The sequence below is a fragment of the Ideonella sp. genome (assembly GCF_041914305.1).
In the GTDB taxonomy this organism is placed as follows: Bacteria; Pseudomonadota; Gammaproteobacteria; order Burkholderiales; family Burkholderiaceae_C; genus Ideonella.
On record NZ_JAYSDQ010000011.1, the window covers coordinates 68,830 to 84,088 of the forward strand.

14 protein-coding genes are annotated in these 15,259 nt (G+C 69.7%); 6 read left to right on the forward strand and 8 right to left on the reverse strand.

The window, feature by feature from the left end; translation table 11 throughout:
• Positions 1-167: 167 nt before the first annotated feature.
• Positions 168-1,028: a DUF6502 family protein gene (locus ACE3SG_RS15735; protein ID WP_374566471.1), complete on the forward strand. Its 861-nt coding sequence runs from the start codon at positions 168-170 to the stop codon at positions 1,026-1,028.
• Positions 1,025-2,209, forward strand: coding sequence for a DUF4382 domain-containing protein (locus tag ACE3SG_RS15740; RefSeq protein ID WP_374566473.1), 1,185 nt, complete (start codon positions 1,025-1,027; stop codon positions 2,207-2,209). Before ACE3SG_RS15735 ends, ACE3SG_RS15740 begins: the two co-directional genes overlap by 4 nt.
• Here ACE3SG_RS15740 and ACE3SG_RS15745 read toward each other — a convergent pair whose 3' ends face one another.
• Positions 2,210-3,505: a PQQ-binding-like beta-propeller repeat protein gene (locus ACE3SG_RS15745; protein WP_374566475.1), complete on the reverse strand. Its 1,296-nt coding sequence runs from the start codon at positions 3,503-3,505 to the stop codon at positions 2,210-2,212. It lies immediately after the preceding gene.
• Between the two features lie 63 nt (positions 3,506-3,568).
• Positions 3,569-4,531, reverse strand: a complete 963-nt coding sequence (locus tag ACE3SG_RS15750) for a LysR substrate-binding domain-containing protein (protein ID WP_374566477.1) — start codon at positions 4,529-4,531, stop codon at positions 3,569-3,571.
• 125 nt (positions 4,532-4,656) lie between these two features.
• On the opposite strand from ACE3SG_RS15750, the gene ACE3SG_RS15755 reads away from it, so the two are divergent.
• Both ACE3SG_RS15755 and ACE3SG_RS15760 read left to right on the forward strand, forming a co-directional pair.
• A complete protein-coding gene (locus ACE3SG_RS15755) occupies positions 4,657-5,670 on the forward strand; it encodes a zinc-binding alcohol dehydrogenase family protein (RefSeq protein WP_374566479.1) in 1,014 nt (337 codons plus the stop codon).
• A 135-nt stretch (positions 5,671-5,805) separates the two neighbouring features.
• Positions 5,806-6,210, forward strand: coding sequence for a GFA family protein (locus ACE3SG_RS15760; protein ID WP_374566480.1), 405 nt, complete (start codon positions 5,806-5,808; stop codon positions 6,208-6,210).
• A gap of 30 nt (positions 6,211-6,240) precedes the next feature.
• Here the strand turns inward: ACE3SG_RS15760 and ACE3SG_RS15765 are convergent, their stop codons facing one another.
• The 4 genes from ACE3SG_RS15765 to ACE3SG_RS15780 all read right to left on the reverse strand — a co-directional run bounded on the left by ACE3SG_RS15765 (position 6,241) and on the right by ACE3SG_RS15780 (position 11,931).
• Positions 6,241-6,594: a hypothetical protein gene (locus tag ACE3SG_RS15765; RefSeq protein ID WP_374566482.1), complete on the reverse strand. Its 354-nt coding sequence runs from the start codon at positions 6,592-6,594 to the stop codon at positions 6,241-6,243.
• A gap of 238 nt (positions 6,595-6,832) precedes the next feature.
• Complete coding sequence (locus ACE3SG_RS15770) at positions 6,833-8,188, reverse strand: DUF1501 domain-containing protein (RefSeq protein ID WP_374566483.1); 1,356 nt, start codon at positions 8,186-8,188, stop codon at positions 6,833-6,835.
• An 11-nt stretch (positions 8,189-8,199) separates the two neighbouring features.
• Positions 8,200-10,101: a DUF1800 family protein gene (locus ACE3SG_RS15775; RefSeq protein WP_374566485.1), complete on the reverse strand. Its 1,902-nt coding sequence runs from the start codon at positions 10,099-10,101 to the stop codon at positions 8,200-8,202.
• Between the two features lie 150 nt (positions 10,102-10,251).
• Positions 10,252-11,931, reverse strand: a complete 1,680-nt coding sequence (locus tag ACE3SG_RS15780) for a glycoside hydrolase family 44 protein (protein ID WP_374566487.1) — start codon at positions 11,929-11,931, stop codon at positions 10,252-10,254.
• A gap of 339 nt (positions 11,932-12,270) precedes the next feature.
• On the opposite strand from ACE3SG_RS15780, the gene ACE3SG_RS15785 reads away from it, so the two are divergent.
• Complete coding sequence (locus tag ACE3SG_RS15785; protein WP_374566489.1) at positions 12,271-12,717, forward strand: DUF2214 family protein; 447 nt, start codon at positions 12,271-12,273, stop codon at positions 12,715-12,717.
• A gap of 60 nt (positions 12,718-12,777) precedes the next feature.
• On the opposite strand, the gene ACE3SG_RS15790 is transcribed toward ACE3SG_RS15785, so the two are convergent.
• Positions 12,778-12,915: a hypothetical protein gene (locus ACE3SG_RS15790; RefSeq protein ID WP_374566492.1), complete on the reverse strand. Its 138-nt coding sequence runs from the start codon at positions 12,913-12,915 to the stop codon at positions 12,778-12,780.
• Positions 12,916-13,039: 124 nt separating this feature from the next.
• Here ACE3SG_RS15790 and ACE3SG_RS15795 point away from each other — a divergent pair, with 124 nt between their 5' ends.
• The gene (locus ACE3SG_RS15795; RefSeq protein WP_374566493.1) at positions 13,040-14,119 is read left to right on the forward strand and encodes a DUF2855 family protein; all 1,080 of its coding nucleotides are present in this window, start codon (positions 13,040-13,042) and stop codon (positions 14,117-14,119) included.
• 13 nt (positions 14,120-14,132) lie between these two features.
• On the opposite strand, the gene ACE3SG_RS15800 is transcribed toward ACE3SG_RS15795, so the two are convergent.
• Complete coding sequence (locus tag ACE3SG_RS15800; protein WP_374566495.1) at positions 14,133-15,167, reverse strand: hypothetical protein; 1,035 nt, start codon at positions 15,165-15,167, stop codon at positions 14,133-14,135.
• Positions 15,168-15,259: the final 92 nt, after the last annotated feature.

A 15,259-nucleotide genomic window follows, 5' to 3' on the forward strand; every position in this document is an offset into this window, starting at 1 on the left:
TTTCTTTCGTCGGATCAACGACTTACGTCGCGCGGGCGGCGCGTGTGACTGTCCGCGGACACCGGGCCGGACAGCCGCCGCGGACAGACGCGCCGCCACGCCCCAGCCCTGCCGCATACATCTACCGATGGCGTGGTCATCTAGAATTTGGGAAAATTTTCCCAATAATGACCACGCTGGTACGCGCTCAACGGGTTCTGGAAACAGCGGTCGCGACTCTGTTGCGACCGTTGTTCCGCCTGTTGCTGAGGCAGTCCATGTCCTTCATCGCCTTTGAAGAGATTGCCAAGCGCGTGTTTGTGGAGGTGGCGATGAAGGACTTCGGTATTGAAGGCAAGGCCCCGTCGATGTCGCGCGCGGCGATCTTGTCGGGGCTGACCCGCAAAGAGGTCGCCCGGCTGCTGGCCGAGCGGCCCGGCGACGAGGCCGAGCCGGGCGAGCGCTACAACCGCGCGGCCCGGGTGCTGACCGGCTGGCTGCGTGACATCGACTTCACCGAAGCCGACGGCTCGCCGCGCTGGCTGCGCGACGAAGGGCCGCGCAGCTTTGCCGAGCTGGTGCGCCGCCACAGCGGCGACGTGCCTGCCCGCGCGGTGCTCGACGAGCTGCTGCGCGTCGGCGCGGTGCGCCGGCACGACGATGGCCGCATCGAGCCGCTGACGCGCGCCTACGTGCCCGCCGCCAGCGTGGTCGACAAGCTGGCGATCCTCGGCGCCGACGTGGCCGACCTGATCGCGACGATCGAGCACAACATCGACCACGGCAAGACCGAGCCGCGCTTCCAGCGCAAGGTCATGTACCACCGCATCGCCACGGCGCAGTTGCCGGCGTTGCGCAAGCTCACCGCCGTGCAGGCCCAGGCGCTGCTGGAGCGCATGGACCGCTGGCTGCAGGAGCACGACACCGGCGTGCCCGAAGACGGCCCCGAGCCCCGCGCCGCGCGCGTCGGCCTGGGCATCTACTACTTCGAAGAGCCGATCGACGACGCTTCGAAGGAGGACCTTGTTTTCACTGGAGAAGAACGATGAACCTGCGTCGTTGGAACGCCCTGCTGGGCGGGATCGTCACGTCGATGTTGCTGGCCTGCGGTGGCGGTGGTGGCAGTGGCGGCGGGGGTGGCATCGGCGGTACCGGCACGATGCGGATCGGCCTGACCGATGCGCCGTCTTGCGGCTACGACGAGGTCAATGTCTCGATCACCAAAGTGCGCGTGCACCAGGACGCCAACGCCGGCGACAACGACGCCGGCTGGGCCGAACTGGTGCTGAACCCGGTGCGCCGGGTCGACCTGCTGACGCTGCAGAACGGTGTCGTCGAGGCGCTGGGCGAGTTGCCGTTGAAGGCCGGCCGCTACACCCAGATGCGGCTGGTGCTGGCCGAGAACGACCACGCCACGCCGCTGGCCAACTCGGTGGTGCCCACTGGTGAAGACGAGACCGCGCTCGACACCCCGAGCGGCCAGCAAAGCGGGCTGAAGATCAACCTCGACACGACGGTCAACGACGGCCAGGTGCTCGACGTGGTGCTCGACTTCGACGCCTGCAAGTCGGTCGTCAAGGCCGGCAACTCGGGCCACTACAAGCTCAAGCCGGTGATCACCGCGATCCCGCTGGTGACGACCGCCGGCCAGGGCGTGGTGGGTTACCTCGACCCGGCGCTGGCGCTGCCCAGCACCCACGTCTCGGTGCAGGTCGACGGCCTGCCGGTCAAGGAGACCAGCCCGGACGGCAACGGCAGGTTCGTGCTGTACCCGGTGCCCGTGGGGACCTACGACCTGGTGATCACCGCCGAGGGCCGCGCCACCGCGGTGATGACCGGCGTGCCGACCGACACGGTCGACTACACCTACGTCAACAGCGCCACGGTGCCGATCGTGCCCGCCCCGGCGCCGTTGGGCCTGCGGCCGGTGGTCGGCACGCTGGCACCCGCCACCGCAACGGTGCGCGCGCTGCAAAGCCTCACCGGTGGCCCGACGGTGGAGGCGGGCTTCGGCCTGGTCGACAGCCTCAGCGGTGCCTACACGCTGGCGCTGCCGATCGATGCGCCGCTGACAACCGCCTACGTGCCGTCGCCGACCTCGATCACCTTCACCGCCGACGGTGCGGCAGCCGGCCTGTACACGCTGGAGGCGGCCTCCGACGGCAGCGTGAAGACGCAGCCGATCGACACCCGGCTGCCGGTGCCGCCGGTGAACTTTGCGTTCCCGTGATCAAGGGCGCTGGCGCTTCAGCCCGAAGGCGTGGATTCGGCCGTCGAGCGAGCCGGTGTACAGGACACCGCGTGAAACGGCTGGCGCCGAGTCGTTGAAGGCGCCAGCGTCACCCACCCACAAGGGTGGGCAATCGGCGCCGCCCTGGCCGCAGTGGGCCGCAAACGCGTAGACGCTGCCGCGCCAGCTGCTGATGTAGACGACGCCGTTGGCGATGGCTGGCGATGACCGGCTGATGCTGCTGGCGGTGCGCCCCGTCCAGCGCGGCCGGCAGTCGCGGCTGCAGTGGGTGGGGAACGCGTAGAGCAAGCCGTCGTAGGCGCCAACGTAGACCGTGTCGCCTGCGACGGCGGGGCTGCCCATCACGTAGCCGCCGGTGCGTGCGGCCCACAACGGCTCGCACAGGTTGCCACCCGTGGCGCAATGGGTGGGGAAGGCGTAGAGCCAGCCGTTCAGGCCGGGCACGTAGACCTGGCCATCGGCCGAGGCGGCGGACGAGTTCGGGCCCCAGGTGAAGAAGCCGACATCGGTCTTGGCGTGCCAGGTGGGGGCGCACTCGGCGGTCGGGCAGTGCAGCGGATGGGCGTAGAAATCGCCCTCCGCGCTGAGCACGAAGATCTCGTCGCCGGCGATCGTCGGCGAGCCCATGCCATAGGTGGATGTGTTGCTGCTTTGCCAGAGCGGCGTGCAAGTGCCGCCCCCGCTGTTGCAGTGGGCATCGAAGGCGTACAGCCGGGTACCGGCGACGTAGACCACGCCATTTTTGACCGTCGGGCTGGTGGCATAGAAGATGTGGCTCAACCATGCCTGCCAGAGTGGCGAGCAGGTGGCGCCGCCCGTGCCGCAATTGGCGTCGTACGCGTACAGCCGGTCGGCGTAGTAGTAGACGACGCCGTCGGCGACCGCCGGCACGCCCCATTGCGTGCCCATCCCGTAAAACGGCGGCTGGCTTTGCCACAGTGGCGCGCAGTCGCCGCCGTTGTCGGCACAGTCGACCGCGAACGCAAAGACGCGCCCATCGTCGTTCTGCACGAACACGCGACCGCCGGCGACCACCGGCCCGCCGTTGCTTCGGGTGCCGGTCGGGCCGGTCCACAGCAGCTGCAGCTTCGGCACGGTCCAGCGCGACAGCTGGAACTCGTAGGGCTGTCGACCCTGGTGCGCGGCCCCGTGCAGGAACTGTGGCCAATCGTCGATGTGCGGCCAACCCTCGGTGGTCTGTGCAAAGGTGGAAGTAGCGAACGCCAGAAGCCCCGCGCAAAGCGCGCGAAACCCCACTCGTATTGCCTGGCCCATGTCGAGACCCTCCGAATCGGTGGGAGATGGTGCACCGGCGTGCCGTGATCGGCTTGCGCTGGGTCAACTGCGCAGCGCTGCGTCGCTGACACTGGTGGCCAGCGCCTGCAGGCGCGGTTGCAGAAAGTCGGCCAACGCCCGCATGCGCGCGCTCAGGTGCGTGCCGCGGGCGAACACCATCGTCAGCGGGTAGGGCTGGCTCTCGTAGCCCGGCAGCACCCGCACCAACCGGCCGGCCAGCAGGTCGGCCGCCACGTCCAGCCGCGACTTGAGCACGATGCCGTGGCCGTCCAGCGCCCACAGCCGGGCCAGCAGGCCGTTGTCGGCGGCCCGCCGCGGGCGCGGCTGCACGTCGACGCTTTCATCGCCGCGCAGCAGCGTCCACACATGGCCCGGCCGGCCCGACAGCCGCAGCACGATGCCCTGGTGCGTGGCCAAGTCGGCTGGGGTGCGCGGCGTGCCGGCGCGTTCGAGGTAGGCCGGTGAAGCGACCAGCACCGCGGTGTTGTCGGCCATCAGGCGCACGATCTGTTCGCCCGACGCCGGCACGCCGTAGCGCAGCGCCACGTCGACCGGCTCGCGGCCGATGTCGCTGACCCGGTCGCCGACCCGCAGATCCAGCTGCAGCTGCGGGTGCAGCACCATGAACTCGTCGAGCATCGGCCGCAACACATGCAGGCCGAGGTCGGTCGACACCGACAGGCGCAGCGTGCCGCGCACCTGCGTCAACGGCGCGTGCAACTCGGCCGTGCCCTGGTCCAGCAGGGCCAGTGCGTGGCGCGCGCGCTCGAGGAACAGCGCGCCTTCGACGGTGGCCTTCAGCGCGCGCGTGTTGCGGGTGAACAGCGCTGCGCCCAGCTGTGTTTCGAGCCGTCGCACCGCCGCGGTGGCGGTGGCCGGCAGCAGGTCGGCCTCGCGCGCGGCGGCGGCCACGCTGCCCAGCTCGGCCACGCGCAGCGCCAGGCGCAACGACGGCAGCTCGAGCGGCAACTGCGGGGTGGGCTCGGAGCGGGCGCGGCGTGGCATCACGGGTCCTTTGACTGACAAACCTGGTTTGTGAGTGACGCAGTCTGCCACGTCTGGTTTGTTGACCGTCGGCGCGGCACGATGCCGTCCGTTGTCACCCGATTTGCTGGACCAAAGGACCCACGATGAAAGCCATTGCCCACCGCCACCCCGCACCGCTGAGCGCCGCCGATGCGCTGGAGCTGGTCGACCTGCCCGAGCCCAGCCCCGGGCCCCACGACCTGCTGGTGCAGGTGAAGGCCGTGTCCGTCAACCCGGTCGACGTGAAGGTGCGCGCCGGCATGCCGGTGCCCGAAGGCCAGGTGCGGGTGCTGGGCTGGGACGCTGCCGGCACCGTGCTCGCGGTCGGCAGCGCCGTGCAAGGCTTTGCGATCGGCGACCGCGTCTGGTACGCCGGTGCGCTGGACCGCCAGGGCAGCAACGCCGAGCGCCAGGTGGTCGATGCCCGCATCGCCAGCCGCATGCCGGCCAAGCTCGATTTTGCGCAGGCGGCGGCCTTGCCGCTGACGGCCATCACCGCGTGGGAGATGCTGTTCGACCGCCTCGGCGTGGCGCCCGGCGGCGGCCAGGGCCAGTGCCTGTTGGTGGTGGGTGCGGCAGGCGGGGTCGGCTCGATCCTCGTGCAGCTGGCGCGCAGGCTGACCCAGCTGCAGGTGATTGGCACCGCGTCGCGGCCCGACACCCAAGCCTGGGTGCAAGAGATGGGCGCCCACCACGTGATCGACCACACCCAGCCGCTGGACCAGGCATTGGTCGCGGCCGGCCTGGGCCCGGTTCACCTGGTGGCCAGCCTGACGCACACGCAGCAGCACTACGCCGCGCTGATCAACGCGCTGGCGCCGCAAGGCAAGCTGGCACTGATCGACGACTCGAACGAGCCGATCGACGCGCGCCCGCTGAAGGCCAAGTCGCTCTCGCTGCACTGGGAAATGATGTTCACCCGCAGCCGCTTCCAGACCGACGACATCGCCAAGCAGGGCGAGCTGCTGGCCCAGGTCGCCGCCGCGGTCGACGCCGGCACGCTGCGCAGCACGATGACCCGCCACTTCGGCCCACTGAGCCTGGCCACGTTGCGTGAAGCGCAGGCCCACGTCGAAAGCGGCCGCAGCATCGGCAAGGCGGTGCTGGACGGGTTCTGACCGCCTGTTGCGACGGGCTCGCCGGGCCTGCGCGGTGTCGTCTGCGCGGGCCCGATGCCTCTTGGCGCTGGCAACATGCGGGTGTCGTTGCCCAAGCGGCCAACGGCGTGTACCCCAACCAACGTCGAGACGGCGATGACAACCCGAACAGCATCGTGCAGCTGTGGCCAGCTGCGCATCGAAGTACATGGCGAGCCGAGAGGCGTCGGCATCTGCAACTGCCTCGCCTGCCAGCGCAGGACGGGCAGTGTGTTTGCCGCGCTGGCGGGCTTTGCTGCGCCGTACCAGGTCAGCGGTGAGGCCACCGAGTACTTGCGCACGGGCGACCAGGGCGCGCAGTTCGTCTTCCGTTTCTGCCCGGTCTGCGGGACCAACCTCTTTCACACCGAGGTGGGCGAAGACGGCGGTGTCAGCGTGGCGGTGGGGGCGTTTGCCGACCCGGGTTTCCCAGCGCCGCGGGTGTCGGTGTACGACTGCCGGCGGCACCCGTGGGTCCAGCTGCCGCCGGGCGTTGTGGCCTTCGACAAAGACCCCGTTTGAGGCCGGCGCCGCGGGCCGCGCCGGCGCGGCTTACTCGGCGACGCTCGACGCCGCCGCAGCGCTGGAGGCGACCTGCTTCGGCTTCATTTCGAAGCGCACCAGCGAAGGCACCACCTGCTGCGCATCCAGCGGCGTGCGTTCGCGGAATTCGAGCGTGACCGGCTCGTAGCCGGCCAGGGTGGCCGTGAAGCGGTAGACGCTGAACCAGCCGAAGTCGTCGTTGATGGTGAGATCGAAAGGCGTCGTTCCCAGCGTCTGCAGGCGTTGCTCGTAAACGATCTCGGCGCCCGGGGGGTCGGATTCGAAGTGGACGGGCGTGGCGCAACCGGCCAGGCCCGCGAGCATCGAGACGGCGATCAAAGTCGAACGGTGGTGGTACTTCATGGGGAGCGACTACATGGTGTTACTGCAAGGCCGCCTTTATCTTTGGCGGCCCTGCACAGCGTCAATAGCGTTTGCCCTTCGGACCACCCAGCTCGTTGAAGGATCGTGATGATCTGGGCGGATCGTCGGGGCCGACGCCGATGCAACTCCACAAAACCGTTAGGCCTTCGGGGCTGCGTCGGATTGACATGAAAAGGGCCCGCGCGAGTGCTTCACGCGGGCCCGAGGGGAAAGAGGCCTAACGCAACAGGTCGAGCGTGCGGGTGGCGAACTCGCCGATGTTCGGGAACACGGTGGCCAGGTCGCTGTCGGGCACGCCCATCCAGGTGGCCAGCGTTGCGCCGAGCTGGTCGACCGAGATCGCCGGCAGCATGCGGCCCTGGCCCACTTCGTCGGCAGCACCCAGCTCGCAGCGCGGCACCGCGCCCACCCACTGCTTCGGCTTGACGGCGCCGCCCATCACGAGATGGTGGCCGGCCCAGCCGTGGTCGGTGCCGTCGCCGTTGATGGTCAGCGCGCGGCCGAAGTCCGACGCAGTGAAGCTCAGCACCTGGTCGCCCAGGCCGGCGGTGTTCATCGCGGTCTGGAAGGCGGCCATCGCGTCGCCCACCTCTTGCAGCAGCGGGCCGTGGGTGCTGGCCATGCCGTTGTGCAGGTCGAAGCCGCCAAGCGAGACGAAGTAGGTCTGGCGCTTCAGGCCCAGCGCGCTGCGCGCCGCGATCAACCGGGCCACCATGTTCAGCTGCAGTCCCAGCGTGGTCGGCGGCAGGTTGAAATCGCCGATGCCGGCCAGTGCGCTGTCGAGCTGGCCGGCGCCGCTTTCGGCCACCTGCGTGCGCCGCGTCAGCTCGCGCGCCATCAGGTGGCTGCTGGTCCGCGTCAGGGCGTTGTAGATCGCTGCGTCCGAGCCGGGCGCACCGGGGATCGCCGCCAGCCGCACCGGCCCGCTCGAGGCGACCATGAACTCGTTGACCGCGCTGCCTGTGGAGTACACCGCGCTCTGGTCGAGCGAAATGGCGGTGAACAGCGAGCCTTGCTGGCCGGCGTCGGCCGCCAGCAGGTCGCCGATGCGCCCGCCCCAGCCCGATTGCGCGCCCTCGGCGAGCAGCGATTGCCATTCGCTGAACTGATCGTTGTGCGACATCAGCTTGGGTGGCAGGTGGCGCTGGGCGAAGAAGTCGTCACGCGTCACCGGCCGCAGCAGGGTGCCCACCCGCATCGCCATCGCCAGTTGGCCGCTGTTGAACACCGGCAGCAGCGCTTGCAGCGCCGGGTTCAGCGCAAAGGCCTGCTCGTCGGGCCAGGGCTGGGCAGGGTCCAGCTGGTAGGGCAGCAGCGCGTTGCGGGCCAGCGCCAGGTTGCCGCGGGCCTGGCTGTAGCGCGCGTGGGTGGGTTCGTCGCAGCTGACGATGGTGTTGTGGCTGTCGTTGCCGCCGTAGAGGAACACGCAGACCAGCGCGCGGTAGTCGTCGGGCAGCGTGGCGGCCGAGGCAGCGCCGATCCACGCCAGGCTCAGGCCCAGCGGGGCGGCGGCGCCGAGGGCGGCAAAACGGCTGGCGTGGCGCAGAAAGGCGCGGCGGGAAATCTGGCTCATCGTGCGCCCCTTCACCAGGCTTGAACAAGAAAGGCCGCCGACGAGGCGACCAGCTGCAGCGCCACTTGCACGCGCAGCTTGGGGTCGAACGGCGAGACCTTGTTGACGATCTGCGTGAACGCATCCAGGTCGGCGGCCGGCACGCTGTTGCCGGTCAGCAGCAGGCTGACGCGCTCGACCAGTGCGCGTGGCGTCAGGCCCCGCAGGTGGCCGATCTCGATCAGCAGATAGTCGTCGGCGTCGCGCACGAACTCGTTGATCTTGTTGATCGAGGCCGCGATCACCGGCCCGTTGACGAGCTGGAACTCGGGCGCCACATACCCTTGCGCACCCAGCTCGGACTGCGGTGCCGCATACCCCGGGCGGAAGAAGTTGAAGACCGACGGCGACTTCAGCGGGGCCTGGCCGACGCCGGTGGACGCGCCGCTCAAGTTGGCGATCGGAAAGACCACCGTGCCGGGGTCACCCGCCTCCATGGCCCGCGCCACGGCCACCAGCCGCAGCATCGGCTCGCGCACCTTGCCGCGGATGTTGGCCAGGTCGCCGCCGCCGGTGTCGCCCGCACGGGCTTCGGGGTCGAGCAGCACCGCGCGGATCAGCGCCCGCATGTCGCCACGCACGCCGTGGCCGTTGTCGGCAAAGGCGGCCGAGACGCGCGCCACGTAGGCGGGGCTGGGGTTGCTGGTGACCAGGCGCTGGATCAGCTGCTTGCCGATGAACGGGCCGACGTTGGCGTGGGCGAACACCGTGTCCAGCGCGCGCTTCAGGCTGTTGGCGGGCTTGGTGCCGGCCGGGATGACCTTGCCCAGGAAGCGCTTTTCTTCGGGCGAGTGGTTGGCCGCCACCGCGACCATCGGCTTGCTCCACTCGTTCATGTCGGGCTCGCCCGGCAGCGGCTTGGGCACGCGCCAGCCGGTGAACACGCGGGCCAGGTTGAACACGTCGTCTTGCGTGTAGGTCTCGCGCGGCTTGCCCTTCTTCAGCTTCAGGCTGCCGTCGGGGTTGAGCTCGTACAGGCCGATCGAGAACAGCTGCATCAGCTCGCGCGCGTAGTTCTCGTCGGGTACCCGGGTCGGCACGCCATCGGGGCCGTACTCGGCCTTCAGGTTGTCGCGGTACGACAGGTACACGCCCATCGCCGAGCTGAGCGTCACGCCCTCGAGCAGGTCGCGGAAGTTGCCGAAGCAGCGGTCGTTCAGCATGTCCACGAAGGCGGCCGCGGTGATCTGGTTCTGGCCGATGCCGATGATGCCGACGCGCGTGGTGATGACGAAGATCTCGAGCAGCGCGGCGACGATGCGCTGGCGCAGCGCGTCGGGCCCGGTCATGAAGGCGCGCCAGGCCTCGTTCATCATGAACTCGGAGTTCGGCGGGCCGAAGGTCGGGATGTCGTAGAGCCAGCCGCCGAGTGCGTCGCGCTGCGCGAAGATGCGGTCGACATGGCGCTCGCCGCGTGGCGCGGCGAAGCCGCTCTCGATCCACGGCGCCAGCCCCTGGGTGCGCACGGCCGCCAGCGTCGACACGGTGGGCCCGTGGCTGGCGTGGATCAGGAAGCGCGCGGCGACCTGTGCATTGACCGCGCCCTGGCCGTCAGGGGCAAAGGCCGCGGCCAGTTCCTCGGGGGTGTAGGCCACGCGCGTGTCGGCACCGGCCAGGCGCTGCGCATGGCGCCGCGTGTCGGCCACTGCGGGTGAGGCCGCTGCGGGTGAGGCCGGCGCGGTGGAGTCTTCGCCACCGCCGCAGGCGGCGAGGCTGGCCGCGGCCACCAGCGCCAGGCCGGCGCGGGCCGTTGCCGGGGTGATGGTCGAACCGTGGGCCGGGTCGGTGGCCAATTTGTTGGCCGAATCGTTGGCCAGTTTGGCCGATGTCGCAGGCTGCGCCCGATCCGCCGCCTGCATGCTGATGCTCGTCATGGACGATCCCTCCGTCTTCGTGACACCAAGAGTGTCGCGTGACGAAGGCGCCCAACGGCCCGCCCGGCCGCCTACCCCCCACGTTCAATGGAGGGGCTGGCGGCTCGGGTGTGAACCAGTTGGCAGCTTGGCGTGGTGCAGTGTTGCGCTTCAGTTGGCGGCCACCGGCACCACGTACATCGTGATCGAGTCGGCCGGCAGATCGGCATTGATCACGCCAGCCTTGACCGGGGTGTTGGCCAGGTGCTGGATCGCCGACAGATTGGCCGGCGAGTAGCGGTAGACCTTGGCATTGGTGCCGGCGGCAAAGTGGCTCAACGTGATCGCGCTGCTCAGCGGCGTGCCGGATTTGTTGACCGCGATCAAGGTCATGGCGCCTTTCTTGCCGCGGCGCGACGCGTAGACCGCCAGCTTGCCCTGGTCGGCGCTGGTCGCCTTCACCGCATAGGCGCCGAAGCGGCCGCCCTTGCCGTCCATGTTCAAGTACATGCGGAAGGCGAAGGCCACCGGGTCGTTGGCGTTCGGCGGCGACCACAGCGTGGCCAGGTCCACCCCTTCGCGGCCGAAGATGCCCAGCACGTCGGCCTGGGCCAGCGCGCCGTTGATGTGGCCCGGTGCGCCCCAGCTGTATTCGCTGATCGCCAGCTTGGTGCCGGGGTAGTTGTTGGCCACCCAGCTCTTCATGCGCGGAATCAGGTTCACCTTGTCGGCGATCCAGCTTTCGTCGGTGTAGGTCGGGTCCCACAGGGCGCGGGTCGAGCGCAGGCGCAGCGCGTTGGTGGCGGCGTCGGTGTTGTTCGAGAACACGCCGTTGGCCTGCGGGTAGTAGTGCTCGTCCAGGTAGTCGAGGATGCGCTTGCCGTGCTGCTGCTCGTAGGCCTTCATCTGCTGCAGGTACCACTCGGCGTGCGGCACGCCGCCGTGGGCGTTGCGGTCGAGCGGGTGGTTCCACCAGTCGCCGCCCTGGGCGGTGTCGAGGTCGGAGTAGAAATAGGCCGTCCAGCCCCAGCCCGACGGGCCCAGCGTCTGCGCGCTCGGGTCGACCGCCTTCAAGGCGGCGGCGTACTCCCAGGTGCGGTCACGCAGCTCGTCGTAGCTCAGCGGCTGCGGGCGGATGTCGCGGTGCGTGAAGCGCCACAGCTCGGGCTCGTTGTCGAGGTTGTAGAACTTCACGCCCCCGTTGGCGGCGGTGCCGTAGTTGGCGATCAGGTGGCGAACCCAGTCCTGCACGAACGGGGTGCCGACCGCGAGGCTGGTGTCGGTCGCGTTGTTGCCGGTGATGTTGGTGCCGTTGGTCTTGACGCCGTTGCCGCAGTCGGTGTCCCACGGGTCGACCGATTGCTGCGCGCCGTAGACGCTGACCTTGAAGCCGCAGTCGAACGGGTGGTTGTCGTTCGGCGGCCGGCGCTTGGCGACCCAGCCGGTGATCGGCAGCGTCATCAGCGTCTGGGTGCCGGTGCGGCGGTCTTGCTCGACGAACTTGTCGGCGGCCGAGCCATTGGGCAGCGTGCGCCCGTCGTTCGGCAGCGCGTTCGGGATGTTCTCGAAGTACCAGTCGCTGCCGGTGTTGTAGGTGTCGTTCTTCCAGTTGTAGCGGGTGGTGCTGTTGCCGCCCCAGCGCCGCACCGGCAGCTTCAGGTCCTTGGCCAACGCCTCCGAGGCGTAGTTCATGCCGTAGATGTCGTTGCTGATGCTGTGGTTGCCGGCGGTGGCATCGACCGTCACCGCCGGGCCCGCCGCGGCCCAGGTGGTGGCGCACAGGGCGCACAGGCTGGCGGCGGCGAGCAGGTGCAGGGTGGGGCGGGTGAACGGCAGGGATTGGCCAGGCATGGAGTACTCCGGAACAGAGGCGGTGGGGTGGTCATTGATGACTCGTGTGTCGATGCTAGTCACCCGGGCCCGCGCTGCGCGGGGCAGCACGCTGCGGCGCGGCAAGATCGGCAACCGCTGGTTACGGCGGCTCGGCTGGCGAGGTGATGGGTCGGTGCAAACCCGAGGCTGATCCCCTCGATCCGGGAATTGGTATTCGATTGGTCAGCTGGGTGACGTCCGGCGCGGGAGACCACTCTTTTAACAAGTTAGTGACATGCCCACTGCAGTGGGTGGGCCAGTTGCTCGGCGTCGAACCCAAACAGCTCGCCGGTTTGTCCAGACAATAGAAAGATGACCATGAGCCCGATCGCCCCGGACGCCGTGTTGGCCTCGCTGCACCACTTGCTGGTGTTCTCGCTGGTGGCCGTGCTGTTCGCCGAGCTGGCGTTGGCCAGTGCCGCGCCGGACGCCGGGCGCCTGCGCCAGCTGGGCGCGCTCGATGGGGCCTACGGCATGTTGTCAATGGCGGTGGTGGCGGCCGGCTTCACCCGCGCCGTCTATGGCGCCAAGGGCTGGGTCTACTACGCCCACAACGAGGTGTTCTGGGCCAAGATTGGCGTCTTCGTCGTCATCGGCCTGCTGTCGGCGGTGCCGACGGTGCGGCTGATCCGCTGGCGCAAGCGGGGCGTGGTGCCCGAGGTCGCGGCAATGCGCGCGCTGCGCCGGTGGATGCTGGCCGAAGCTGTGCTGATCGCGTTGATCCCGGTGCTGGCGGCGCTGATGGCGCGCGGGATCGGCTATTGACCGGCCGGTGTGGTCGGCGGCCCTGGGCCATCGGTTCGATGGCCCGCCTCGGGGGCGGCGTCAGCGCCTGGGCGCGCTGCGGGCGTTGCCAGCTGCGCTGCGGCTGGGGGCCGCGTCGGCATAGCTGTGCCACCACCAACCCACCAACACCGCCACGGCCACCAGGCATTGGCGGGCGGTCGCTCTTCTCATTCTCATCATCGAATCCCTCGTTCTTGTGCCGCCATTTTCTCAGAGCGCGTTCGTCGCACCGGTGACACGGCCCATCGCCGGCGGCCTGCGACCATCTCGCCACCCCGGCTTCGAGCCATCAGGAGACCCGATGACCCTGACCCGTTCCTTCGTGGTTGCGCGCAACGACCTGGCCCGCACCGACACCCTCGAGCACACCTTGCCGCCGCTGGGCGACGGTGAACTGCTGCTGAAGGTCGACTGCTTCGCGTTCACCGCCAACAACGTGACCTACGCCGAGACCGGCGACTCGATCGGCTACTGGCAGTTCTTTCCCGCCCCCGAGGGCTGGGGCCAGATCCCGGTCTGGGGTTTTGCCGACGTGGTCGAGTCGCGCTGCGAAGGCCTCGCGCCCGGCGAGCGCATCTACGGCTTCTGGCCGATGGCCACGCATCTGGTGCTGCGCCCGCAGCGCGTGACCGACGCCAGCTTCGTCGACGCGACGCCCCACCGCCAGGCCTTGCCCGCAGCCTATAACCTGTACCTGCGCACCGCCGGCGACCCCGGCTACCGCCGCGAAGACGAAGACCTGCAGGCGCTGCTGCGGCCGATGTTCATCACCTCGTTCCTGATCGACGACTTTCTCGCCGACGAGGGCTTCTTTGGCGCGACGCGGGTCGTGCTGTCCAGCGCGTCGGCGAAGACGGCGATCGGCCTGGCGTTTCTGCTGCACCGGCGCGGCGGGGCCGAGGTGGTGGGCCTGACCTCGGCCGGCAACCGCGGCTTCGTCGCGGGGCTGGGCTGTTATCAGCGCGTGTTGGGCTACGACCAGCTGGCCGAGTTGCCGGCCGACCGGGCCACGGTGTATGTCGACTTCGCCGGCAGCGCCACGCTGCGCCAGCAGGTGCACGAGCACCTGGGCGACCAGCTGGCCTACAGCTGCGCGGTCGGCTTGTCGCACCGCGACACCGCACGCGCCAAGTCACCGGTGCCGGGCGTCAAGCCGATCTTCTTCTTCGCGCCGGACCGGCTGCGCAAACGGGCCCAGGATTGGGGCCGCGGCGGCATCGAGCCGCGCGTGGCAGAGCAATGGCACCGTTTCGTGCCGATGGCGCGCGGGTGGTTGACGGTGCGGCACGGCGCCGGCGCCGCGGCGGTGCAGGCCGCCTATGCGCAGGCGCTGGCGGGCCAGGTGCCGCCGGACGTGGGCCTGGTGTTGTCGATGGCCTGAGCGCCAGGGGCGCTCAGGCCTGCAAGAACGCGGCCAGGCGGTCCAGGCGCTGGCGGTCGGGGGTGGCCACGCCGATCGACCGGCCGCGCAGCGCGTTGGTCCACAGCGGCAGGCGCTCGGGGTCGAAGGCGGCGGCGAGCACCAGCCGGCTGTACTGCTCGCAGGGCGGCAGGTCGTGGCGGCGGGGCAGTTGCTTCAGCTGGGTGTCGGTCAGCGCGAGGCGGCCGAGGTCGGCGGCGCGCCGCACCACGTCCAGCCGAGGCAGGGCGGTGCTGGCGAACCAGGTGCAAAAGCCTTCGAGCCAGCGGTCGGCGTCGGGCAGCGACTGCACCGCAGCATCGTCGGCCGGCCGCACCGGGCCGGTCGCCAGCTCGCTCGGCCGCAGGGTCACGTCGGGCAGCGGCTCGCTCCACAGGCGCTGGGCCGAGGGCGCGGCGGCGTCGCCGAGCGCGTCTTGCCAGACATGGGACACGTCGGGGCACTGAAAGGCCACCCAGGCCCGCAGCCGCACCGAATCCGCCAGCTGCTCGGCATCGAAGCAGACCTTCTGGTCGATCGTGTCGCCGCGGCGCACGACCGTCTGGCCGGCCCCCGGCACGAAGCCCTGGGCCACGAAGCGCTCGGCAAAGCGAGCGCGCACATGGGCCAGCACGGCGTCTTTCGAGACGGCGGCAGCACTGGGCAGCGGTGGCATCGGCGCGACGCCGCCGCGCGCGTCGACGATGTGGCCATCGGCGCGGTACAGCAGCTGGTTCTGCGGATCGAGCACATGCAACCCTGCCGAAGCGGCCGCCCGCGCCAGCGGGATCACCAGCGCCGGGCCGGCCGAGGGGCGCAGCGTGACGGCCAGCACCGCGTCCGCGGCATCGTCGATCTCCAGCCCGGCCTGCGCGGCGGTGTCGGCGCAGCTGTCGGCACAGGCGTCGGCAAAGGCGCGAAAACGGGCGAGCTGGCTCGCGGTGGCCTCCCGCCGCCGGTGGGCGAGGGCTTGCGCCTCCGACACGGTGCGGATGGCGGGTGCATAAAACAACTGCAGGATGAAGCGCATGGGGCTGGGCCGGGCCGCGACCGCCATCGCTGGCGTTCAACGTCGGACCTCGGGACAGACGGTCTGGCGATGGAGCGTGATTCTCGTCACAC